At 59.5% G+C, this 21444-nt stretch carries 22 protein-coding genes; 20 read left to right on the forward strand and 2 right to left on the reverse strand.

Annotated elements, in window-relative coordinates:
* Window positions 1-10: 10 nt before the first annotated feature.
* From U5O12_RS03105 to U5O12_RS03200, 20 genes are all read left to right on the forward strand, one after another.
* Window positions 11-601, forward strand: a complete 591-nt coding sequence (locus U5O12_RS03105) for a DUF1415 domain-containing protein (RefSeq protein ID WP_322577220.1) — start codon at window positions 11-13, stop codon at window positions 599-601.
* A complete protein-coding gene (locus U5O12_RS03110; RefSeq protein WP_322577221.1) occupies window positions 598-1515 on the forward strand; it encodes an SAM-dependent methyltransferase in 918 nt (305 codons plus the stop codon). Before U5O12_RS03105 ends, U5O12_RS03110 begins: the two co-directional genes overlap by 4 nt.
* A 53-nt stretch (window positions 1516-1568) precedes the next feature.
* Window positions 1569-2036 (forward strand): hypothetical protein, encoded by a 468-nt coding sequence (locus U5O12_RS03115; protein ID WP_322577222.1) that lies wholly within the window; start codon window positions 1569-1571, stop codon window positions 2034-2036.
* A gap of 93 nt (window positions 2037-2129) precedes the next feature.
* On the forward strand, window positions 2130-2906 hold the full coding sequence (locus U5O12_RS03120) for an MBL fold metallo-hydrolase (protein WP_322577223.1): 777 nt from the start codon (window positions 2130-2132) through the stop codon (window positions 2904-2906).
* Between the two features lie 40 nt (window positions 2907-2946).
* The gene (locus U5O12_RS03125) at window positions 2947-3645 is read left to right on the forward strand and encodes a transposase (RefSeq protein ID WP_322577224.1); all 699 of its coding nucleotides are present in this window, start codon (window positions 2947-2949) and stop codon (window positions 3643-3645) included.
* A 177-nt stretch (window positions 3646-3822) separates the two neighbouring features.
* A complete protein-coding gene (locus U5O12_RS03130; RefSeq protein WP_322577225.1) occupies window positions 3823-8595 on the forward strand; it encodes a glutamate synthase-related protein in 4773 nt (1590 codons plus the stop codon).
* A 34-nt stretch (window positions 8596-8629) separates the two neighbouring features.
* Window positions 8630-10096: a glutamate synthase subunit beta gene (locus U5O12_RS03135; protein WP_322577226.1), complete on the forward strand. Its 1467-nt coding sequence runs from the start codon at window positions 8630-8632 to the stop codon at window positions 10094-10096.
* Window positions 10097-10152: 56 nt separating this feature from the next.
* Window positions 10153-10992, forward strand: a complete 840-nt coding sequence (locus U5O12_RS03140) for an ABC transporter ATP-binding protein (RefSeq protein ID WP_322577227.1) — start codon at window positions 10153-10155, stop codon at window positions 10990-10992.
* Window positions 10989-11771 (forward strand): lipid asymmetry maintenance ABC transporter permease subunit MlaE, encoded by a 783-nt coding sequence (mlaE, locus tag U5O12_RS03145; RefSeq protein ID WP_322577228.1) that lies wholly within the window; start codon window positions 10989-10991, stop codon window positions 11769-11771. Before U5O12_RS03140 ends, mlaE begins: the two co-directional genes overlap by 4 nt.
* Before the next feature lie 10 nt (window positions 11772-11781).
* Window positions 11782-12264: an outer membrane lipid asymmetry maintenance protein MlaD gene (gene mlaD / locus U5O12_RS03150; RefSeq protein WP_322577229.1), complete on the forward strand. Its 483-nt coding sequence runs from the start codon at window positions 11782-11784 to the stop codon at window positions 12262-12264.
* Window positions 12265-12275: 11 nt separating this feature from the next.
* Window positions 12276-13013 (forward strand): VacJ family lipoprotein, encoded by a 738-nt coding sequence (locus U5O12_RS03155; protein ID WP_322577230.1) that lies wholly within the window; start codon window positions 12276-12278, stop codon window positions 13011-13013.
* Between the two features lie 128 nt (window positions 13014-13141).
* Window positions 13142-13726 carry an ABC transporter substrate-binding protein gene (locus U5O12_RS03160; RefSeq protein ID WP_322577358.1) on the forward strand — a complete coding sequence of 195 codons (585 nt, stop codon included), beginning with the start codon at window positions 13142-13144 and terminating at the stop codon, window positions 13724-13726.
* A 1-nt stretch (window position 13727) separates the two neighbouring features.
* Window positions 13728-13994 (forward strand): STAS domain-containing protein, encoded by a 267-nt coding sequence (locus tag U5O12_RS03165; protein ID WP_322577231.1) that lies wholly within the window; start codon window positions 13728-13730, stop codon window positions 13992-13994.
* Between the two features lie 28 nt (window positions 13995-14022).
* The gene (locus tag U5O12_RS03170; RefSeq protein WP_322577232.1) at window positions 14023-14952 is read left to right on the forward strand and encodes an ABC transporter ATP-binding protein; all 930 of its coding nucleotides are present in this window, start codon (window positions 14023-14025) and stop codon (window positions 14950-14952) included.
* The gene (locus U5O12_RS03175; RefSeq protein ID WP_322577233.1) at window positions 14949-15704 is read left to right on the forward strand and encodes an ABC transporter permease; all 756 of its coding nucleotides are present in this window, start codon (window positions 14949-14951) and stop codon (window positions 15702-15704) included. The genes U5O12_RS03170 and U5O12_RS03175 overlap by 4 nt, the downstream gene beginning before the upstream one ends.
* Before the next feature lie 7 nt (window positions 15705-15711).
* On the forward strand, window positions 15712-15954 hold the full coding sequence (locus U5O12_RS03180) for a BolA family protein (protein ID WP_322577234.1): 243 nt from the start codon (window positions 15712-15714) through the stop codon (window positions 15952-15954).
* 7 nt (window positions 15955-15961) lie between these two features.
* Complete coding sequence (murA, locus tag U5O12_RS03185; protein ID WP_322577235.1) at window positions 15962-17239, forward strand: UDP-N-acetylglucosamine 1-carboxyvinyltransferase; 1278 nt, start codon at window positions 15962-15964, stop codon at window positions 17237-17239.
* Between the two features lie 8 nt (window positions 17240-17247).
* Window positions 17248-17886, forward strand: coding sequence for an ATP phosphoribosyltransferase (gene hisG / locus U5O12_RS03190; protein WP_105262764.1), 639 nt, complete (start codon window positions 17248-17250; stop codon window positions 17884-17886).
* Between the two features lie 17 nt (window positions 17887-17903).
* Window positions 17904-19220: a histidinol dehydrogenase gene (gene hisD / locus U5O12_RS03195; RefSeq protein ID WP_322577236.1), complete on the forward strand. Its 1317-nt coding sequence runs from the start codon at window positions 17904-17906 to the stop codon at window positions 19218-19220.
* Between the two features lie 29 nt (window positions 19221-19249).
* Window positions 19250-19636, forward strand: coding sequence for a hypothetical protein (locus U5O12_RS03200; RefSeq protein ID WP_322577237.1), 387 nt, complete (start codon window positions 19250-19252; stop codon window positions 19634-19636).
* A gap of 211 nt (window positions 19637-19847) precedes the next feature.
* On the opposite strand, the gene U5O12_RS03205 is transcribed toward U5O12_RS03200, so the two are convergent.
* Both U5O12_RS03205 and U5O12_RS03210 read right to left on the reverse strand, forming a co-directional pair.
* Window positions 19848-20822, reverse strand: a complete 975-nt coding sequence (locus tag U5O12_RS03205; RefSeq protein WP_322577238.1) for an alpha/beta hydrolase — start codon at window positions 20820-20822, stop codon at window positions 19848-19850.
* 92 nt (window positions 20823-20914) lie between these two features.
* Window positions 20915-21283 (reverse strand): VOC family protein, encoded by a 369-nt coding sequence (locus tag U5O12_RS03210; protein ID WP_322577239.1) that lies wholly within the window; start codon window positions 21281-21283, stop codon window positions 20915-20917.
* Window positions 21284-21444 lie beyond the last annotated feature (161 nt).

The following is a 21444-nucleotide window of genomic DNA, read 5'->3' on the forward strand; positions in this document are numbered from 1 at the left end:
CGCCCACACCATGGCCCTGCCCCCCTCCGCTGACGCCCCATCCGCCGAGACAGCGCGTGTCATCGCCGCCACGCAGCAGTGGCTGGAGCGCGCCGTGATTGGCCTCAATCTCTGCCCGTTTGCCAAGGCGGTGCACGTCAAGCAGCAGATCCGCTATGTGGTCTACCCAGGTGACGATGCTCAGGAATGCCTGGCGTTGCTGCGCACCGAGCTGAAGGAACTGGCGGCGGCCGACCCGGAGGTGCGCGACACCACCTTGCTGGTGGCTCCGCATGCTTGGCCAGATTTTCTGGTTTTCAATGACTTTCTGGACCAGGCAGACCGGGTGCTGCGCAAGGCAAAACTCGACGGCGTGTTACAGATCGCAAGTTTCCATCCCCAGTTCCAGTTCGCCGACAGTGCGCCGGACGCCATCAGCAACTACACCAACCGCGCCCCGTTTCCCACCCTGCATTTGTTGCGCGAAGCGAGCATTGACCGGGCGGTCCAGGCCTTTCCCAACGCCGAGTCCATTTTCGAGAAGAACATCGAGACATTAGAGCGGCTCGGACATGCCGGCTGGGAGGCCATGGGTTTGCGCTCCACCAAGGACTCTTCATGAACACCAAGCCACGCAAGCCTGGCGCCCAAGCCACCGCGCCAACCAAAGCTCACCCCCTGGCAGACGAGGTGCGCCCCGGACAATCCATCGAGTTGCTGCAGGAGCTGCACATCCTCACGCGCGATGGAAAACTCAACCAGGACTCGCGCCGCAAGCTCAAGCAGGTCTACCACCTCTACCAGTTCATCGAAAAACTCATGCTGGAGCTGCCCCCCAGCAGTAGCGGTACGCTGACCCTGGCCGACCATGGGGCCGGCAAGTCCTACTTGGGCTTCATTCTGTACGACCTGTTCTTTAAGAACCTGCCGGCCAGCCACCTCTATGGCATCGAGACGCGGGCGGAACTGGTGCAAAAGTCTCAGGCACTGGCGAAGCAACTGGGCTTCGGGCGCATGAGCTTTCTCAACACCAGCGTGGCAGAATCGACCCAGTCCAGCGCCTTGCCTCCCAACTTCGATGTGGTCACGGCCCTGCACGCCTGCGACACGGCCACCGACGACGCCATTGCCTTTGGTTTGCAAAAAAAGGCCCGTGCCTTCGTGCTGGTTCCCTGCTGCCAAGCTGAAGTCGCTCGCCATCTCAGCCAGAGCAAGGCGCTGTCGCTGACGCGCACGCCGCTGGCCGAGCTGTGGCGCCACCCGCTGCACACGCGGGAGATGGGCAGCCAGATCACCAATGTATTGCGCTGCTTGTATCTGGAGGCACATGGCTACCAAGTCACGGTGACTGAGCTGGTGGGCTGGGAGCACAGCATGAAGAATGAGCTCATCCTCGCTCGCTATACCGGCCAGCGCAAACGGGCCGCCGCTCAGCGGCTGCGTGCCATTCTGGAAGAATTTGGCCTACTGGCCCTGCTTGACACACGGTTTACATTGCCGGCAGACAATGCGCAGGACAACGCCTTGCCCGCCTGAGCCGTTAAGAAGAGCTGGCAATGCGGTTCGCTATCGTGAAACAGGAGTTTTATATGCAAAAGATTTTGAAGTCGGCGGGTTCTGTGGGGCTGGTGTTGGCCTTGGCTGCCTGTGCCAGCAGCAGCCCTGACGTGATTCAGCGTGGCGATGCCCAGCGCATGGCCCAGGTGCAAGACGGCGTGGTGCTGTCGGTGCGCAATGTGGTTGTGGACGGGAGCCAGTCCGGTATTGGCGCAGCTGTCGGTGGCGTAGTTGGTGCTATCGGTGGCTCCGCTGGCAGTGGCGTTCAGCGTGAGGCCCAGGTTCTGGGCGTGTTGGCGGGTGTGGCGGGGGCGGCTGCGGGCAACGCCATCGAACGGTTTTCCACCAAAGAAGAAGCCGTGGAAATTCTGGTGCAGCTCAAAGGTGGTGACCGCCGTGCCATCGTTCAGGCCAAAGGCAGCGAGCAATTGGCAGCAGGGGACCCAGTGATTTTGGTGACAACAGGTGGCAAGGTGCGTGTGACCAAAGCGCCCAAATAACCTGACTTAGATCAATACTGCTGCGGAGCTGCAGCTCCACAATGGGATCCCAACGAGCGCAATGGAGCGCTCGTTGTCTTTGGGGTCCCCATCATGCCAATCGAGCTTTACAAAGATGCCCATCACTGCTGTGTGATGTTCACCGACCTGGTGTCCGATGAAGCGGAGGCAGTGCAGGCCAACCAGTTCCTCATTGTCAACCACGGCGAGGGAGTCATCCTCGACCCAGGTGGCAACATGACCTACAACGAGCTGAACCTGACCATGCGCAAATACATTGCGCCCCAGCACCTGGACTTCATTTTGGCCTCGCATGCAGATCCCGACATCATTGCGTCCCTGGACCGCTGGATGACGTCCACCCAGGCCAAACTGGTGATTTCCAAGCTCTGGGCACGCTTTGCCCCCCACTTTTGCAAAATCGGCAAGACCGAAGACCGCATCATTGCCATTCCCGATGAAGGTGGGCGTCTGCGCTTTGGCAAGGCCGACCTCTGGTTGCTGCCCGCCCACTTCTTGCATTCAGAAGGTAATTTTCAGTTCTACGACCCTATAAGCAAGATCCTGTTTTCTGGCGATTTGGGGGTTTCCTTGGTGAGCGGTCAGGAGGCGCAGCAGTTCATCACCTTATTGACGCCCATGCCGCCCGGGATGGAGGCTTTTCATCGCCGGTATATGGTGAGCAACAAGATTCTCAAGCTATGGGTGCGCATGGTGCGCGAGTTGGAAATCTCCATGATCGTCCCCCAGCATGGGGCGCCCATCAAGGGCGAGGCGATTGGTCAATTGCTGGACTGGCTGGATACGCTGTCTTGCGGTATTGACCTCATGGGTACGCCCCAGTACCAATTGCCGCAATCGCGCCTCTGAGGCTTCCGGCCAGTCGCGAGGTTTCAGGCAAACTCGGGGGATGGCACGTCTTCCCCGATTGACCTTGGCTGCGCATCCGCACCACGTTATCCAGCGTGGCAACAATCGTCAGTCTATTTGTTTGGATAACGCAGACTTTCAGACCCTGAAAGATATATTGGGCGCATGTGCCCAACGATTCCACGTCGCGGTGCATGCCTTTGTCCTTTTGGACAATCATTTCCATCTGCTGGCAACGCCACCCACAGATGATGCTCTGCCCAAGATGATGCAAGCTCTGGGGCGGAGCTACGTACGTTACTTCAATGACCGCCATCAGCGCACAGGAACTCTGTGGGAAGGGCGCTACAAATCCACTCTGATTGACGCGGACCGCTATTTGCTGGCTTGCATGGTCTATATCGACCTGAACCCGGTTCGTGCGGGTGTGGTGGGCCATGCGGGCGACTACCTTTGGTCCAGTTATTCGCACTACGCCGGTATGCGGCCGGACAAGCTGCTAAGCCCGCACCCTTTGGTTTGGAATCTCGGCAACACACCTTTCGCGCGCGAGGCCGCGTACGCCCAATTGGTGCAAGACGGCCTCACATCTGTGCAGCTGTCCGAACTGACCGAGGCGGCATTGCACGGCTGGGCTTTGGGTGCCCCGCAGTTTTTAGATGTGCTGCAAAAACAAACGCTACGGCGGTTGCGGAAAAGCGCCCCTGGTCGACCGTCCAAATCAAGTATTTCAGAGTAAAAATGTCATTAATCCTTGTGGATTAAGCGCCAGTAGCTATCATTTTTGATGTGTCCCCATTTAAATCTTGATCAATTTGTTCAACAAATAAATAGAATCTGACCCCATTTAAAGTGTTTGGCACTTTTGTTGCATTGCAGTATCCTCCGTTTCCACTGTAATTTTCAGGAGTGCGCCATGACCACGGCAGCCGAAATCCAACACCTCAAAGACCACGGTTTGTATTCCAATGCCAATGAGCACGATGCCTGCGGCGTCGGGTTTGTGGCCCATATTCGTGGCGAAAAGAGCCATGACATTGTCAAGAATGCCCTGAAGATCTTGGAGAACCTAGACCACCGGGGTGCCGTGGGTGCGGATGCCTTGATGGGAGACGGAGCGGGTATCCTGATCCAGTTGCCTGACGCGCTGTACCGCGAAGAAATGGCTGCCCAAGGCGTAGTCTTGCCACCCCAAGGCGAGTACGGTGTTGGCATGATTTTCCTGCCCAAGGAGCATGCATCCCGTCTGGCTTGCGAGCAAGAGATGGAACGCGCCATCAAGGCCGAAGGCCAAGTGCTGCTGGGCTGGCGCGACGTGCCGGTCAACCGCGACATGCCCATGTCGCCCACCGTGCGCGAAAAAGAACCTATCCTGCGCCAAGTTTTCATCGGCCGCGGCAACGACGTGATCGTGCAGGACGCGCTGGAGCGCAAGCTGTACGTGATCCGCAAGACCGCCAGCGCCAACATTCAGGCCTTGGGCCTGAAGCACAGCAAGGAATACTACGTTCCCAGCATGTCCAGCCGCACCGTGGTCTACAAGGGCCTGCTGCTGGCCGACCAAGTGGGCGTGTACTTCAAGGACTTGGAAGATGCGCGCTGCGTGTCCGCCCTGGGCTTGGTGCACCAGCGCTTCTCCACCAACACCTTCCCCGAGTGGCCGCTGGCTCACCCTTACCGCTATGTGGCGCACAACGGTGAAATCAACACGGTCAAGGGCAACTACAACTGGATGAAGGCGCGCGAAGGCGTCATGTCTTCGCCGGTGTTGGCTGCCGACCTGCAGAAGCTCTACCCCATCAGCTTTGCCGACCAGTCCGACACCGCCACCTTTGATAACTGCCTTGAGCTGTTGACCATGGCCGGTTACCCCATCAGCCAGGCCGTGATGATGATGATTCCCGAGCCCTGGGAGCAGCACACCACCATGGACGAGCGCCGCAAGGCCTTCTACGAATACCACGCCGCCATGATGGAGCCATGGGATGGCCCGGCCTCCATCGTGTTCACCGACGGCCGCCAGATCGGCGCCACGCTGGACCGCAACGGCCTGCGTCCCTCGCGCTACTGCATCACTGATGACGACTTGGTCATCATGGGCTCCGAGTCCGGCGTGTTGCCCGTGCCTGAAAACAAGATCGTGCGCAAATGGCGCCTGCAGCCCGGCAAAATGTTCCTGATCGACTTGGAACAAGGTCGCATGATTGACGACGAGGAGCTCAAAGCCAGCCTCGCCAACAGCAAGCCCTACAAACAGTGGATCGAGAACCTGCGTATCAAGCTGGATGACGTATCGTTCTCCGAACGTCGCAAGGATCCTGTCTTCGCCGCAGTGGTGGAGGGGGTGGAGCCCAAGCGTGCGACCGACAAAGTCAGCCTGCTGGACCGTCAGCAAGCTTTCGGCTTCACCCAGGAAGATCTGAAGTTCCTGATCGCCCCCATGGCTACCGCCGGCGAAGAAGCCATCGGTTCCATGGGCAACGACAGCCCCTTGGCGGTGCTGTCTGACAAAAACAAGCCGCTCTACAGCTACTTCAAGCAGCTGTTCGCGCAGGTGACCAACCCGCCGATCGATCCGATCCGCGAAGCCATCGTGATGTCTTTGGTGTCCTTCATCGGCCCCAAGCCCAACCTGCTGGACATCAACCAGGTGAACCCGCCCATGCGCCTGGAGGTGAGCCAGCCGATTCTGGACTTTGCCGACATGGCCAAGGTGCGTGACATCGAGCACCACACCCAGGGCAAATTCCGCAGCTACACGCTGGATATCACCTACCCCTTGGCATGGGGCCATGAAGGTGTGGAAGCCAAGCTGGCTTCTTTGTGCGCTGAGGCGGTGGATGCCATCAAGAGCGGCAAGAACATTCTTATCATCAGCGACCGCAGTATCAGCTCCACACAAGTGGCGATTCCTGCGTTGTTGGCACTCTCTGCCATTCACCAGCACCTGGTGCGCGAAGGGCTGCGCACTACCGCCGGTCTGGTGGTGGAAACCGGCACGGCCCGTGAAGTGCACCACTTTGCCGTGTTGGCCGGTTACGGCGCAGAGGCCGTGCACCCCTACCTCGCCATGGAAACCCTGCAGGACATCCACAAGGATCTGCCGGGCGACCTGAGCGCTGATAAAGCCATCTACAACTACATCAAGGCGATCGGCAAGGGCCTGTCCAAGATCATGTCCAAGATGGGCGTGTCGACTTACATGTCTTACTGCGGTGCCCAGCTGTTCGAAGCCATTGGCCTGAACACCGAAACCATCGATAAGTACTTCACCCGCACCCCCAGCAAGGTGGAAGGTATCGGCGTCTTCGAAATCGCGGAAGAAGCCATCCGCATGCACAAGCTGGCATTCGGTGACAACCCCGTGCTGGCAAACGCCCTGGACGCTGGCGGCGAATACGCATGGCGTACCCGTGGCGAAGAGCATATGTGGACACCGGATGCGATTGCCAAGCTGCAGCACTCCACCCGCGCCAACAACTGGAACACCTACAAAGAGTACGCCCAGATCATCAACGACCAGTCCAAGCGCCACCTGACGCTGCGGGGCCTGTTCGAATTCAAGGTGGACCCTGCCAAGGCCATTCCGCTGGAAGAGGTCGAGCCCGCCAAGGAAATTGTGAAGCGCTTTGCCACCGGCGCCATGTCCTTGGGCTCCATTTCCACTGAAGCCCACGCGACGCTGGCCGTGGCCATGAACCGCATTGGCGGCAAGAGCAATACCGGTGAAGGTGGTGAAGACGCTGCCCGTTACCGCAATGAACTCAAAGGCATTCCGATCAAGCAGGGCGACAGCCTCAAGAGCGTGATCGGCGCCGAGAACGTGGAAGTCGATTTGCCTTTGCAGGCGGGCGACTCCCTGCGCAGCCGCATCAAGCAAGTGGCCTCCGGCCGCTTCGGTGTGACTGCCGAGTACCTGTCGAGTGCAGACCAGATCCAGATCAAGATGGCCCAGGGTGCCAAGCCAGGTGAGGGCGGCCAGTTGCCCGGTGGCAAGGTGTCTGACTACATCGGCAAGCTGCGTCACTCCGTGCCCGGTGTGGGCCTGATTTCGCCCCCTCCGCACCATGACATCTACTCCATCGAGGACTTGGCCCAGCTGATCCACGATTTGAAGAACGTGGCGCCGCACTCCGGTATCAGCGTCAAGCTGGTGTCTGAAATCGGTGTGGGCACTATCGCAGCCGGCGTGGCCAAGTGCAAGGCCGACCACGTGGTGATCGCAGGTCACGACGGTGGCACCGGTGCGTCACCCTGGTCGTCCATCAAGCACGCCGGTTCGCCATGGGAAATCGGCTTGGCCGAAACCCAGCAGACTCTGGTGCTGAACCGCTTGCGCAGCCGTATCCGCGTGCAGGCCGACGGCCAGATGAAGACCGGCCGCGACGTCGCCATTGGTGCTCTGTTGGGCGCGGATGAATTCGGCTTCGCCACCGCCCCGCTGGTGGTGGAAGGCTGCATCATGATGCGCAAGTGCCACCTGAACACCTGCCCCGTGGGCGTGGCGACCCAAGACCCCGTGTTGCGCGCCAAGTTCTCCGGCAAGCCGGAGCACGTGGTGAACTACTTCTTCTTCATTGCTGAAGAAGTGCGCCAGATCATGGCCCAGCTGGGTATCCGCAAGTTCGACGACATGATCGGCCGCTCCGACCTGCTCGATACCCGCAAGAGCATCGAGCACTGGAAAGCCCAAGGCTTGGATTTCGCCCGTTTGTTTGCCCAGCCGCAAGTGCCGGCCGACGTGCCACGCTTCCAGACCCTCACCCAAGACCACGGTCTGGAAAAAGCGCTGGACAACGTGCTGATCGCCAAGAGCCGCGCAGCCATCGACAAGGGCGAGAAGGTGCAATTCATGGAGCGTGCCCGCAATGTGAACCGCTCCGTGGGCGCCATGCTCTCCGGCGCGGTCACCAAGGTGCACCCAGAGGGTCTGCCGGATGACACCATCCGCATCCAGCTGGAAGGCACTGGCGGCCAGTCCTTTGGGGCTTTCCTGGCCAAGGGCATTACCCTTTACCTGATCGGCGATGCCAACGACTACACGGGCAAGGGCCTGTCCGGCGGCCGCGTGGTGGTGCGTCCGAGCATCGATTTCCGTGGTGAAGCGATCCGCAACACCATCGTGGGCAACACCGTGATGTACGGCGCGACCACTGGCGAAGCCTTCTTGAGCGGCGTGGCGGGTGAGCGTTTTGCGGTTCGTTTGTCTGGCGCCACTGCCGTGGTGGAAGGCACCGGTGACCACGGTTGCGAATACATGACCGGCGGCACCGTCGCCGTGCTGGGTAAGACCGGCCGCAACTTTGCAGCCGGCATGAGCGGCGGTATCGCCTACGTATATGACGAAGACGGCCAGTTCGCCAAGCGCTGCAACACGGCCATGGTGAGCATGGAGAAGGTCCTGACTGCCGCTGAGCAGGAAGCTACCCTCGACAAGGCCATCTGGCACCGTGGCGAAACCGACGAAGCCCAGCTCAAGAAGCTGCTGGAAGACCACAACCGCTGGACCGGCAGCAAGCGTGCCCGTGAGTTGCTGGACAACTGGGACGTGTCGCGCGCCAAGTTCGTGAAGGTATTTCCGAACGAGTACAAGCGTGCTCTGGGTGAGATTCATGCACGTAAATCGGCTGCAGCTCCCGCCAAATCCGCGCCAGCAGCTACAAAAAAAGAAGCAGCGGCTGCCAAGTAAGGCGAGCCTGATCTAACGCACAAGGACCTACATCATGGGAAAAGTCACTGGCTTCATGGAGTTTGAGCGCATCGAAGAGGGCTACAAGCCTGTTACCGAGCGCTTGAAGAACTACAAAGAGTTCGTTATCGGTCTGGACGATGCACAGGCCAACAAGCAAGCCGCGCGCTGCATGGACTGCGGCACGCCGTTCTGCAACAACGGCTGCCCGGTCAACAACATCATTCCGGATTTCAACGATCTCGTCTTCCGCAAAGACTGGAAGGCCGCGATTGACACGCTGCACAGCACCAACAACTTCCCCGAGTTCACCGGTCGCATCTGCCCCGCACCCTGCGAGGCCGCCTGCACCTTGAACGTCAACGAAGAAGCGGTGGGCATCAAATCGATCGAGCACGCCATCATTGACCGTGCCTGGCACGAAGGTTGGGTAAAGCCTCAGCCCGCAGCGGTCAAGACGGGCAAGAAAGTCGCCATCGTAGGTTCCGGCCCTGCAGGTATGGCCGCAGCCCAGCAGTTGGCCCGCGCTGGTCACGATGTGACTTTGTTCGAGAAAAACGATCGCATCGGCGGCCTGCTGCGCTACGGCATTCCTGACTTCAAGATGGAGAAGTCCCACATCGACCGCCGCGCCGAGCAGCTGGTTGCTGAGGGCGTGACCATCCGCACCGGCGTGCTGGTAGGTGAAATGCCCAAGGGCTCCAAGGTCACCAACTGGGCCAAGGAAACCATTTCCCCCGAACAGCTCAAGAAGGATTTCGATGCGGTGCTGCTGACCGGCGGCTCCGAGCAGTCGCGCGACCTGCCTGTGCCCGGCCGTGACCTCGATGGTATTCACTTCGCCATGGAGTTCCTGCCTCAGCAGAACAAGGTCAATGCCGGCGACAAGCTCAAGAACCAACTGCGCGCTGACGGCAAGCATGTCATCGTCATCGGCGGTGGTGACACCGGCTCTGACTGTGTGGGTACCTCCAACCGCCATGGCGCGGTCAGCGTGACCCAGTTTGAAGTGATGCCTCAGCCGCCAGAAGTGGAAAATCGCCCGTTGACTTGGCCTTACTGGCCGCTGAAGTTGCGCACCAGCTCCAGCCATGAAGAGGGTTGCGAGCGCGTGTTCTCCATCTCCACCAAAGAGTTCATCGGCGAAAAAGGCAAGGTCACAGGTCTCAAGACCGTGCAAGTCGAGTTCAAGGACGGCAAGTTGGTGGATGTGCCCGGCACTGAAAAAGTGCTCAAGGCAGACCTCGTGCTGCTGGCCATGGGCTTTGTGAATCCCGTGGCGACCATACTGGACGTGTTTGGTGTGGACAAGGATAGCCGCGGCAACGCCAAGGCCAGCACTGAGTTCATCGGCGGTTACGCCACCAATGTGCCCAAAGTTTTCGCTGCGGGTGACATGCGTCGCGGCCAGAGCCTGGTGGTGTGGGCGATCCGCGAAGGCCGGCAAGCCGCGCGCTCGGTCGACGAGTTCCTCATGGATTTTAGTGACTTGCCCCGTTGATCTCGGGTAATCCCTTATGATTCCAAGGCCGGGTACATCCCGGCCTTGTTGCTTATATGGCCAACCTATCCACCGCCCCTCTTGTTGAACTCCAGGAATTGTCCTTTGGTTACGGCGAACGCCTGATCCTGGACGGTGTAACGTTGTCCATTCCGCGTGGCAAAGTTACGGCACTCATGGGCGCATCGGGGGGGGGCAAGACGACGGTCTTGCGGCTCATTGGCGGACAGTGCCGCGCGCAAAAAGGCCAGCTATTGCTGCATGGCGCAGAACCGGGCAAGGACGTGCAAGATATCGGCAAGGCCAATGCGCAGCAGCTCTACGCAGCCAGGCGCCGGATGGGGATGCTGTTCCAATTTGGCGCTTTGTTTACCGACTTGAGCGTATTCGACAACGTAGCCTTTCCCCTGCGCGAGCACACCAACCTGTCCCCCGCTTTGGTGCGCGATATTGTGCTCATGAAGCTCAATGCGGTGGGCCTGCGTGGTGCGCGCGAATTGATGCCCTCCGAGATATCTGGCGGCATGGCCCGGCGTGTGGCGCTGGCCCGTGCCATTGCGTTGGACCCTGAACTGGTAATGTACGACGAGCCCTTTGCCGGGCTGGACCCGATTTCGCTAGGCACCGCAGCCCGCCTGATCCGCCAGCTCAACGACACCATGGGTCTGACCAGCGTGATCGTTTCGCATGATCTGGAAGAAACCTTTCACATCGCCGACAAGGTCATCATCTTGGCCAACGGCAAGATTGCCGCCCAAGGCACCCCCGATGAGGTGCGGCACAGTACCGATCCCTTGGTTCACCAGTTTGTGAATGCTCAGCCCGAAGGGCCGGTGCGGTTTCACTACCCGGCGGCCAGTGTGGATGCTGATTTTTCTGTTGGAGCTGGCCAATGAGCTGGTACCACCCCGCCGATGTGGGCTTGGCCGTCCGTTCCAAGCTGGCCGACTTGGGTTATGGTGCGCGCCTGTTTGGCCGTTTGTTAGCGTCTGTTGGCACCCTGGTACGACGCCCCGGCTTGGTGCGCGACCAGATTCACTTCATGGGCAACTACTCGCTGGCCATCATTGCGGTGTCTGGCATCTTTGTGGGCTTTGTGCTCGGTCTGCAGGGCTATTACACCTTGCAGCGTTACGGTTCGTCAGAGGCTTTGGGCCTGCTGGTGGCCTTGAGTTTGGTGCGTGAGTTGGGGCCAGTCATTACAGCTCTGCTTTTCGCGGGACGTGCGGGTACCTCTCTTACCGCTGAAATCGGACTCATGAAAGCGGGTGAACAGCTCAGTGCCATGGAAATGATGGCCGTGGACCCGGTACAACGCATTCTGGCGCCGCGCTTCTGGGGGGCGGTCATTGCCATGCCCCTGCTGGCCGCGGTCTTTAGTGCGGTGGGGGTGATCGGCGGCTACATCGTGGGTGTGCTGATGATTGGCATCGACGCTGGCTCCTTCTGGAGTCAGATGCAGGGCGGCGTGGATGTGTGGCAGGACGTCGGCAATGGCGTGCTCAAGAGCTTGGTGTTCGGTTTTGCGGTGAGCTTTATCGCCCTGCTGCAAGGCTATGAAGCCCAGCCCACGCCAGAAGGCGTGGCCCACGCGACCACACGTACTGTGGTCGTCGCTTCGTTGACTGTATTGGCTCTGGATTTCGTCCTGACCGCCATGATGTTCAGTATTTAGGGGATAACAAATGCAACGTTCTGGCAAAGATGTGTGGGTGGGCCTGTTTGTGCTGCTGGGTGCTGCGGCTTTGCTGTTTTTGGCCCTGCAGTCAGCCAATCTGTTGTCGCTGAATTTCGAGCGGGGCTACGCGGTGAGTGCCAAGTTTGACAACATTGGCGGCCTCAAGCCCAAGGCGGCCGTCAAAAGCGCGGGCGTGGTGGTGGGGCGTGTGGACTCCATCACGTTTGATGACAAAAGTTTCCAAGCCAAGGTGATGTTGTCCATGGACAAGCGCTTTGCCTTCCCCAAAGACAGTTCTCTCAAAATATTGACCAGCGGTCTGCTCGGAGAGCAGTACATTGGCATTGAAGCTGGCGCAGACGCCGCCAACTTGGCCGCCGGAGACAGCATAGGCACCACCCAGTCGGCAGTAGTATTGGAAAACCTCATCAGCCAATTTTTATATAGCAAAGCGGCTGACGGGTCTGCCAGCGACAAAGAAGGCAAATGAGCAGCTCTGATATGTCAAACGTCCTGCCTGTGCATCGCCTGATGCGTGGTGCCGTGGGCATTGTGTTGGGCGTGGTCTTGCTCGTGCTGCAGGGTTGTGCAACCGTGGCTTCCCCGGATTCGCGCGATCCTTTGGAGTCTTTCAATCGCGGTGTGTTCGGTTTCAACGACGGAGTAGACCGCATAGTATTGAAGCCAACGGCCCGTGCTTACCAAGCCACCTTGCCCTCGTGGGCGCGCAAGGGGGTGGGAAACTTCTTCAACAACCTTGAAGATGTCTGGTCCGCCTTGAATAATGGCCTGCAACTGCGGGGTCAAGAGATGGGCGACAGCATTGGCCGGGTGATGGTGAACAGCACCATCGGTCTTGCGGGTTTGGTGGATGTTGCCAGTGACCTGGGAATTGACCGGCATCCAGCCAACTTTGGCCTGACCTTGGGGCGTTGGGGTGTTAGCCCCGGGCCCTATTTGGTTCTGCCTTTGTTGGGGCCTGCCACCCTGCGCGAAGTGGCAGCCTTGCCGGTAGATCAGCAGGGGAGTCTGGTCACGCACATGCCAGACGAAGCGACGCGCACCGGGCTGACCGTACTCAATGTGGTGGATACGCGTGCCACCTACTTGAGAGCTGGGGACGTGGTGGATGGTGCGGCTTTGGACCGTTATTCCTTCACCCGTGACGCCTATTTGCAGCGTCAGCGCAATGACGACTACGATGGTGACCCGCCACCCGAAGAAGGCACCGAGCCCTGAAGGGGAATCTTGCCCGTTCAGCGCCGCTCGCCGGGTCTGTGGATAATTGCATGCATGGAGGCTAGCGCATGATTTTGAACAAGCGACAAGTGGTGACCGCATTGGCGGCTGTGGCAACTTTGGGTGCCATGGTGCTCTCCACCCCAGTTCGGGCGGAAGACGAGGCGCCTGATGCGCTGATCAAACGTCTGTCTGTCGATGTGCTCGACACCATCAAGGCCGACAAAGCCATTCGAGCCGGCGACATGGCCCGTGTGGTTGCACTGGTAGACACTCGCATCATGCCGAATGTCAATTTCCAGCGCATGACAGCATCTGCCGTCGGCCCCGGTTGGCGCCAAGCAACTCCCGAGCAGCAAAAACGCCTGCAAGACGAATTCAAGATTCTGCTGGTGCGTACCTATGCTGGCGCTTTGGCGCAGGTCAGTGACCAAACCATCGCCATGAAGCCCTTGCGCGCTGCGCCTGAGGATAAAGAGGTGGTAGTGCGCACCGAAGTGAAAGGCCGTGGAGATGCCATCCAGCTCGACTACCGTTTGGAGAAAACCCCAGGCGTAGGCGCGGGTTGGAAGATTTACAACCTCAACGTACTGGGTGTGTGGCTGGTAGAGACGTACCGCAGCCAGTTTGCACAACAAATCAATGCCAAGGGCATCGACGGTCTGATCGACACACTGACCGAACAAAACAAGGCCAACGCCAAGAAAGGCTGATGTGCTGAACCTTCCTTCCACCCTGACGCAGGACGTGGCACATGATTGCCTTGCCACTCTGCGTTCCGGCCTGCAGGCTGAGCCGCACACCATCGTGGTGGATGGGGCAGCGCTGCAGCGGTTTGACTCCTCAGCCCTGGCTGTGTTGTTGGAATTGCGCCGCGAATGCGCCCGCATTGGCAAACAATTTGCCGTTCGCAGTTTGCCCCAGCGTTTGCGGGACCTTGCTGCCTTGTACGGGATTGATGGCCTGCTAACTGCGGCCTGAGCCCGTCCGCGTAAAATCGCGGGTTCCCATGCCCGCAATCTCATTCCAATCCGTCTCCAAAGCCTACGCCTCTCCCAAAGGCCATAAAGGCACTACCTTCAAGGCCCTGGACGGGGTCAGCCTCCAGATCGAAGAGGGCGAATTTTTTGGCCTGCTCGGTCCCAATGGGGCAGGTAAAACCACCATGATCAGCATCTTGGCCGGCCTGACCCGTGCCAGCAGCGGCAGCGTCCGGGTACTGGGTAGCGATGTCCAGACGGACTATGCCAATGCCCGCCGCAAGCTCGGTGTGGTGCCGCAGGAATTGGTGTTCGACCCCTTCTTCAATGTGCGTGAAATGTTGCGCATCCAGTCCGGTTACTTTGGTGTCAAGAACAACGATGCCTGGGTGGATGAGTTGCTGGAAGGCTTGGGGCTCACCGACAAGGCCAATGCCAATATGCGCCAGCTCTCCGGTGGCATGAAGCGTCGTGTGCTGGTGGCGCAGGCGCTGGTGCACAAACCGCCTGTGATCGTGCTGGACGAGCCCACCGCCGGTGTGGACGTGGAGTTGCGTCAAACACTCTGGCAGTTTGTGGCCAACCTCAACAAACAAGGCAGCACTGTGTTGCTGACCACCCACTACCTCGAAGAGGCCGAGGCCTTGTGTGGCCGCATTGCCATGCTCAAGACCGGTCGTATCGTGGCACTAGACAAGACCAGTGATTTGCTCAAGGCTGCCAGCAGTAATGTGTTGCGCTTCAAGACCGGTGACACCCTGCCCATCGCACTGGCAGCGCGTGCGCGCATCACAGGTCGTATCGTGCAACTGCCCGCGCATAACGCGCTGGAGATTGAGCAGTACCTGGCTGCTGTGCGCCAGGCAGGCGTGACGGTAGAGGATGTCGAAATCCGCAAGGCCGATCTGGAGGATGTGTTCCTCGATGTCATGGGTTCCAAGGCGGAGGTCACAGCATGAACGGCTGGCAAACCCTGTTGTACAAGGAGGTGCTGCGCTTCTGGAAGGTGAGCTTCCAAACCGTGGCAGCACCCGTGCTCACGGCCCTGCTGTACCTGATGATCTTCGGCCATGCCCTGGGTGACCATGTGAAGGTGTACGACACCATCAGCTACACCGCGTTTCTGGTGCCGGGGCTGGTGATGATGAGCGTGTTGCAAAACGCGTTTGCCAACAGCTCTTCGTCGTTGATCCAGAGCAAAATCATGGGCAACCTCGTGTTTCTGTTGCTCACCCCGCTGTCGCACTGGAGTTGGTTCTTCGCCTATGTGGGCTCCAGCATCGCGCGCGGGCTGGTGGTGGGCGCTGGTGTGTTTGTGGTGACTTTGTTCTTCACGCCGATCAGCCTGGTGGCACCGCTGTGGATTCTGGTGTTTGCGGTGCTGGGCGCTGCCTTGCTGGGCACGCTGGGGTTGATCGCGGGTTTGTGGGCCGAAAAATTTGACCAACTCGCAGCCTTCCAGAACTTTGTCATCATGCCCATGACCTTTCTCAGTGGCGTGTTCTATTCCATTCACTCGCTGCCGTCGTTCTGGCAAAGCGTGAGCCACCTCAACCCTTTCTTCTACATGATCGACGGCTTCCGCTATGGCTTCTTTGGCGTGAGCGACGTGTCGCCCTGGCTGAGCCTGGGCATCGTCGGCATTGCGCTGGTGGTGGTGAGTGCCATTGCCGTGCACCTGCTGCGCACCGGCTACAAGATTCGTTCCTGATTTTTTTATGACAGCTGACCAACTCCAAGCCCTCATCACCGCCGGTATTGCCTGCGACCATTGCGCACTCGAAGGCGATGGCCGCCACTGGTACGCCACTATTGTGTCCAGCGCGTTTGAAGGCAAGCGTCTGATCCAGCGCCACCAGCAGGTCTATGCCACGCTCGGCAGCCGCATGCATACCGATGAAGTGCACGCCCTGTCCATGAAAACCTACACGCCGGCCGAGTGGGCTGCGCAATCAGCCTGAGCGCCGTATGGACAAACTACTGATCCGTGGTGGCAACACCTTGCAGGGCGAGGTGCTGATTTCCGGCGCCAAAAATGCCGCGTTGCCAGAGCTATGCGCCACCTTGCTCACCGCCGAGCCGGTGACGCTGTTGAATGTGCCGCGCCTACAAGACGTGTCCACCATGCTGACGCTGATTCGCAACATGGGTGTGCAGGTGGAGCAGGGCGCCGATGGGGCAGTGCACATCAATGCCGGCCCGCTGAGCGCACCCGAAGCCCCTTACGAGTTGGTGAAGACCATGCGTGCCTCCGTGCTGGCGCTGGGGCCGCTGCTTGCACGTTTTGGTGAGGCCACTGTGTCCTTGCCCGGTGGCTGTGCCATTGGCTCGCGCCCGGTGGACCAGCACCTGAAGGGTTTGACCGCCATGGGGGCCGAGATCGTGGTCGAACACGGCTACATGATCGCCAAGCTGCCCAAGGGCTGGACGCGCCTGAAGGGCGCGCGCATTGCCACCGACATGGTGACCGTGACCGGCACCGAAAACTTCCTGATGGCCGCAGCACTGGCCGAGGGCGAAACCATTCTTGAAAACGCCGCCCAGGAACCCGAGATTCCCGATCTGGCCGAAATGCTCATCAAGATGGGCGCCAAGATTGAAGGCCACGGCACCAGCCGCATCCGCATCCAGGGCGTGGAGCAACTGCAGGGTTGCACCCACCAGGTGGTGGCGGACCGGATCGAGACCGGCACCTTTTTATGTGCCGTGGCCGCCACAGGTGGCGACGTATTCTTGAAGCATGGCCGTGCTGACCATTTGGACGCCGTGATCGACAAGCTGCGCGATGCGGGCGTGACCGTGACTGCGGTGGAAGGCGGCATCCGCGTGCAGGCGCAGGGGCCGGCCTTCCATCATTTGAAGGCGCAGAGCTTTCGCACCACCGAATACCCCGGTTTCCCCACCGACATGCAGGCCCAGTTCATGGCGCTCAACGCCATCTCGCAGGGTGCCAGCAAGGTGACTGAAACCATCTTCGAGAACCGCTTCATGCACGTCAACGAGCTGGTGCGCCTGGGCGCGCACATCCAGATCGACGGCAAGGTGTCGGTGATCGAGGGTGTGCCCAAACTGTCGGGCGCCACGGTGATGGCTACCGACCTGCGCGCTTCCGCCAGCCTGGTGATTGCCGGCCTGGTGGCCGATGGCGAAACCATGGTGGACCGCATTTACCACCTGGACCGTGGTTACGACCAAATGGAAGCCAAGCTGCGCGGCATTGGCGCAGATATCGAGCGCATTACATGACTACTGAAATGATCACACTCGCCCTGTCCAAAGGCCGCATCTTTGAAGAAACCGTGCCCCTGCTCAAGGCGGCGGGTATCGAGGTGCTGGACGACCCCGAGAAATCGCGCAAGCTGATTCTGGACACCAACCAGCCCAACGTGCGCGTGCTGGTAGTGCGGGCCACCGACGTGCCCACCTATGTGCAGTACGGCGGTGCCGACCTTGGTATTACTGGCAAGGACACGCTGCTGGAGCACGGCAGCCAAGGCCTGTACCAGCCGCTGGATTTGCAGATTGCCAAGTGCCGCATCAGCGTGGCGGTGCGGGCTGACTTTGACTATGCATCTGCCGTCAAGCAGGGCTCGCGTCTGAAGGTGGCCACCAAGTACGTGGCGATTGCCCGTGAATTCTTTGCCAGCAAAGGCGTGCACGTGGACCTGATCAAGCTCTACGGCAGCATGGAGTTGGCGCCCCTGGTGGGCCTGGCCGATGCCATCGTCGACCTGGTGTCCACCGGCAATACGCTCAAGGCCAACCACCTGGTCGAGGTGGAGCGCATCATGGACATCAGCTCGCGCCTGGTGGTGAACCAGGCTGCGCTCAAGCTCAAACAAGAACCCATCCGCAAGATCATCGACGCCTTTGCCGGTGCGGTGGGCCAGTAATCCGATTTGAAATTGCTATGACTTTTGTAGCTGCTCCCGCATACCTATCAAGCGCCAGTGCCACTTTTGATGCTGATTTCAAGGCGCGTCTGCACTGGTCTGCCGATACTGATGCGGCCATCGAGCAGCGCGTGGCCGACATCCTGGCGGACGTGCAGCAGCGCGGCGATGCCGCCGTGCTGGAGTACACGGCCCGTTTCGATGGCCTGACAGCGACCGACATGAAGGCGCTGGAGCTGACCCAGGCCGAACTCAAGGCCGCGTTCGACAGCATTCCCGCCGTACAACGCGAAGCGCTGGAAGCCGCAGCCAAACGCGTGCGCAGCTACCACGAGGCGCAGAAGAAAGCCTCTGGCGAGAGCTGGAGCTACCGCGACGAAGACGGTACGTTGCTGGGCCAAAAGGTCACGCCACTGGACCGCGTGGGCATCTACGTGCCCGGTGGCAAGGCGGCGTATCCATCCAGCGTGTTGATGAACGCCATCCCCGCCCACGTGGCAGGGGTCGGCGAGATCATCATGGTGGTGCCGACGCCCAAGGGCGAGAAGAATGCTCTGGTGCTGGCCGCCGCCTATGTGGCCGGTGTCACCCGCGCATTCACCATTGGCGGTGCGCAGGCCGTGGCCGCGCTGGCCTACGGCACGCAAAGCATTCCCGCCGTGCACAAAATCACCGGCCCCGGCAACGCCTACGTGGCCGCCGCCAAGCGCCGCGTGTTCGGCACCGTGGGCATCGACATGATTGCTGGCCCCAGCGAGATTCTGGTGCTGGCCGACGGCACCACGCCGCCCGACTGGGTGGCCATGGACCTGTTCAGCCAGGCCGAACACGACGAGCTGGCGCAAAGCATTTTGTTGTGCCCGGACGCGGCGTACATCGCGCAGGTGCAACAGAGCATCAACCGCCTGTTGAACGAGATGCCGCGCGCCGAGATCATTGCCAAGAGCCTCACCGGCCGTGGCGCGCTGATCCATACGCGCAGCATGGAAGAGGCCTGCGAGATCAGTAACCGCATTGCGCCCGAGCACTTGGAAGTTTCCAGCAACGACCCGCACAAGTGGGAGCCGCTGCTCAAGCACGCAGGCGCCATCTTTTTGGGTGCCTACACGTCAGAGAGTCTGGGCGACTACTGCGCCGGCCCCAACCACGTATTGCCCACCAGCGGCACTGCGCGCTTCAGCAGCCCGCTGGGGGTGTACGACTTTCAGAAACGCAGCAGCCTCATTGAGGTGAGCGAGCAGGGCGCGCAGGCGCTGGGGCAGATTGCCTCGGTGTTGGCGCATGGCGAAGGCCTGCAAGCCCACGCGCGTGCGGCGGAAATGCGATTGAAGTAAGAATGGGCGCAGACGGACGACCAACCCCCATGCGCACCAAACTCCAAGCCCTCAACACCTCCTCCTCACTGCGGCAGGTTGCTGCGTTGTTTGCCCTGTGCCTTGCCGCAGCTTCTGCGGCGCATGCCATGACCATCCGTGAAATGCGGGCCCTGGAAAAGACTGAAAAGCAAGGCAGCACCTACACCGACTATTACCTGGTCGGTGTCATGGAGGGTGCGGTAGAAGCGCACAACCAAGCTGTGCGTGACGGCGCCAAGCCGAGTATTTGCCTCAACGGCCGCAAGCTCGAACCCCACATGGCCAAGAACCTGTATACCGCCGAACTCAAGCGCAATGCTGACGTGTACGAGGCCGATTTCCCGGTGCAGTTGGTATTGGTGAATGCGCTGGGTACTGTGTACCCCTGTTTGTGAACCCGTTGTTTGATTTGTGTTGCTATCTATTTGATAGCTGCTTGCGCATATTTTGTCTGGGCTTTAGCCCGTAAGTCCCAAAAATTCAGAGGGAGTGCGCGGTTCTTTTTTCCCAAACTCCGGATAGTCTAATTCGGGCGTTTTGCATACTGCTGAGCAGCTGAAATCAGCAGGACACTCGGGCTTTGATCAACGTTTGAGTTGGGCATCGCTAGCGCGGCGCTCCGAATGCAGCCCGCACTTGCTTTGCAGAAAAGAAGCTTGCAAGTGCCTCAGTGAAATCAGTGTTAAGTGGAAGGGCAGGATCGCCGTACGAGGCAATCTGCTTCTGGCGATCAGGGGGAACACTCTTCATGACGTGGTTCATTCCCGCTACAACCCTCAGTACGCACGCCTTGTTGGCGGCGTGAAGCGCTTCCGCGTCAGCTACACCAACCTGAATGTCGGTTCCTCCTTGTACAAGCAGGCACGGCATTCGCAGTTTGACCAGCTCATCCGATGGAGAGTACTTGAACCAAGAAATGAGATACGGCTGGACGCTGGGGCGATACAAGGCCAGGAGTGGCGGGGGAACCTCGCTGGCAGTACTGCCGGATTCAAGGGCACTCAAAATCTCTTCGTTCCGCGTGGCCAGATCGGGGGGCAAACGTCCCTGAAGCTGACGGCGCAGCACCACCGACGCCCTTTCCGCAGGACCCGCCACCGAGATGAATGCCACGGAAGGGCTGCGCTGCGATGCAAGCATGCCAATCAGTGACCCCTCGCTGTGCCCTAGCACGGCGACGCCTGTGAAGCGGGAGTCCTTTGCAAGCCTTGTTGCCCAAGATGCTGCATCTTGGACGTAATCCTCGAAGCGTAAGTCGGACTCGGCGTGGGCCGCCCGGCTACTCGCGGCTATGCCGCGCTTGTCGTATCGAACCGACGCGACGCCGTTGTCTCTGAGTGCGGCTGCGAGCAACTTCAAGCTGTCGTTCTTGCCGGCAGCCATCGGTGTGTTCCCGTCGCGGTCAGTCGGTCCTGAGCCTGCGATCAACAGGACTACCGCCGTTCGCGAATCGCCCGGTGGCATGGTCAGCGTGCCTTTGATAACGCCGGTTGGCGTTTCTAGCTCAATCGCCTGTTCCGCTGCGATTGATGATGAGCTGGTTGCAACGAGCGCGGAGAGGACGAGTGCAAGACGGTTCATTTGCGATGCCCAACGTTCGAGTTAGGCGTCACTGCGCAGCGTGGAGATTGATGCCCTGAGGTGAATGAACTCTCGGAGCCCACTTGACCCACCTACTTGACGTTCTGGGCGATTCGCCACAGTACCCCCGACGGGTCAAACAGCTCAAAGTCTCGCATTCTCCAAGGCTGAAGCTCTACCGCACCAACATGGACGCTGTACTTCTCAGCGATGCCTGATTCCACGATTGCTTTGTGCCAAGAGTCAACGTCTTCGACCAGCAAATGCATCATGAAGTTCTTGATGTGCTCATCGACGCAGAAGTCCTGCAACAGAAAGCTCGAATCACCATGGTGGAAGTAGGCAACGCCGTCGCCATCTGATGCCATGGTGAAGCCAATGTCTTGGTAGAACTGCTTCGAGACTCCGAAATCCCTGGCGGGAACAAAAGCCTTGATTTCGACTACACGAAGGTCTGACATAGTGCCCTCTTGTGACGCCTAACGAGGTTGTAAAAAATGTCGAGACTGTTCAAACTGACCAATTTCAGGGGGTACTTGACCCCTTCCGACATCTGCGATCGTTCATTGTGGGCCGTTCTATGAGGTCGTTTTTTCATATCGCTGGTGTCCAAATTAGATGG

Source organism: Rhodoferax sp., assembly GCF_034519335.1.
GTDB lineage: Bacteria > Pseudomonadota > Gammaproteobacteria > Burkholderiales > Burkholderiaceae_C > Allorhodoferax.

Bases quoted from the DNA above. Each gene is read 5' to 3' on its own strand.
- U5O12_RS03120 (WP_322577223.1), top strand. From the start codon at position 2,130: ATGCCAATCGAGCTTTACAAAGATGCCCATCACTGCTGTGTGATGTTC.
- mlaD (WP_322577229.1), top strand. From the start codon at position 11,782: ATGCAACGTTCTGGCAAAGATGTGTGGGTGGGCCTGTTTGTGCTGCTG.
- U5O12_RS03175 (WP_322577233.1), top strand. From the start codon at position 14,949: ATGAACGGCTGGCAAACCCTGTTGTACAAGGAGGTGCTGCGCTTCTGG.
- U5O12_RS03135 (WP_322577226.1), top strand. From the start codon at position 8,630: ATGGGAAAAGTCACTGGCTTCATGGAGTTTGAGCGCATCGAAGAGGGC.
- U5O12_RS03170 (WP_322577232.1), top strand. From the start codon at position 14,023: ATGCCCGCAATCTCATTCCAATCCGTCTCCAAAGCCTACGCCTCTCCC.
- mlaE (WP_322577228.1), top strand. From the start codon at position 10,989: ATGAGCTGGTACCACCCCGCCGATGTGGGCTTGGCCGTCCGTTCCAAG.
- U5O12_RS03210 (WP_322577239.1), bottom strand. From the start codon at position 21,283: ATGTCAGACCTTCGTGTAGTCGAAATCAAGGCTTTTGTTCCCGCCAGG.
- U5O12_RS03160 (WP_322577358.1), top strand. From the start codon at position 13,142: ATGGTGCTCTCCACCCCAGTTCGGGCGGAAGACGAGGCGCCTGATGCG.
- U5O12_RS03130 (WP_322577225.1), top strand. From the start codon at position 3,823: ATGACCACGGCAGCCGAAATCCAACACCTCAAAGACCACGGTTTGTAT.
- U5O12_RS03110 (WP_322577221.1), top strand. From the start codon at position 598: ATGAACACCAAGCCACGCAAGCCTGGCGCCCAAGCCACCGCGCCAACC.
- U5O12_RS03205 (WP_322577238.1), bottom strand. From the start codon at position 20,822: ATGAACCGTCTTGCACTCGTCCTCTCCGCGCTCGTTGCAACCAGCTCA.
- U5O12_RS03180 (WP_322577234.1), top strand. From the start codon at position 15,712: ATGACAGCTGACCAACTCCAAGCCCTCATCACCGCCGGTATTGCCTGC.
- U5O12_RS03140 (WP_322577227.1), top strand. From the start codon at position 10,153: ATGGCCAACCTATCCACCGCCCCTCTTGTTGAACTCCAGGAATTGTCC.
- U5O12_RS03105 (WP_322577220.1), top strand. From the start codon at position 11: ATGGCCCTGCCCCCCTCCGCTGACGCCCCATCCGCCGAGACAGCGCGT.
- hisD (WP_322577236.1), top strand. From the start codon at position 17,904: ATGACTTTTGTAGCTGCTCCCGCATACCTATCAAGCGCCAGTGCCACT.
- hisG (WP_105262764.1), top strand. From the start codon at position 17,248: ATGATCACACTCGCCCTGTCCAAAGGCCGCATCTTTGAAGAAACCGTG.
- U5O12_RS03125 (WP_322577224.1), top strand. From the start codon at position 2,947: ATGGCACGTCTTCCCCGATTGACCTTGGCTGCGCATCCGCACCACGTT.
- U5O12_RS03200 (WP_322577237.1), top strand. From the start codon at position 19,250: ATGCGCACCAAACTCCAAGCCCTCAACACCTCCTCCTCACTGCGGCAG.
- U5O12_RS03115 (WP_322577222.1), top strand. From the start codon at position 1,569: ATGCAAAAGATTTTGAAGTCGGCGGGTTCTGTGGGGCTGGTGTTGGCC.
- U5O12_RS03155 (WP_322577230.1), top strand. From the start codon at position 12,276: ATGTCAAACGTCCTGCCTGTGCATCGCCTGATGCGTGGTGCCGTGGGC.
- murA (WP_322577235.1), top strand. From the start codon at position 15,962: ATGGACAAACTACTGATCCGTGGTGGCAACACCTTGCAGGGCGAGGTG.